Genomic DNA, 272 nt, shown 5'->3' on the forward strand with positions numbered 1-272 from the left:
TTCCCCACGGACAAGGTGGAGCGGTATATTGAAGTATTCGGCGGTGCGGCCTGGGTGCTTTTCGCCAAGGAAAAGCAGGCGGGCCAGCTGGAAGTCTATAACGATATCAACGGCAATCTGGTGAACCTGTTTCGCTGTGTAAAGTATCACTGCGGGGAGCTGCAGCGGGAATTTGACTGGCTGCTTTCTTCCAGGGAGCAGTTTTTTGATTATGTGGCCCAAGCCAACATGCGGGGGCTTACGGATATCCAGCGGGCCGCCCGGTTTTTCTA

At 54.4% G+C, this 272-nt stretch carries 1 protein-coding gene; it reads left to right on the top strand.

All coding sequences use genetic code 11. From position 1 onward, the window contains the following. Nucleotides 1–272: DNA adenine methylase (locus tag VSQ30_RS20565; RefSeq protein ID WP_334467155.1), on the top strand; the 272-nt coding region annotated here is incomplete at both ends.

This window comes from Acutalibacter sp. JLR.KK004 (assembly GCF_036941085.1).
Classification (GTDB): Bacteria; Bacillota; Clostridia; order Oscillospirales; family Acutalibacteraceae; genus Acutalibacter.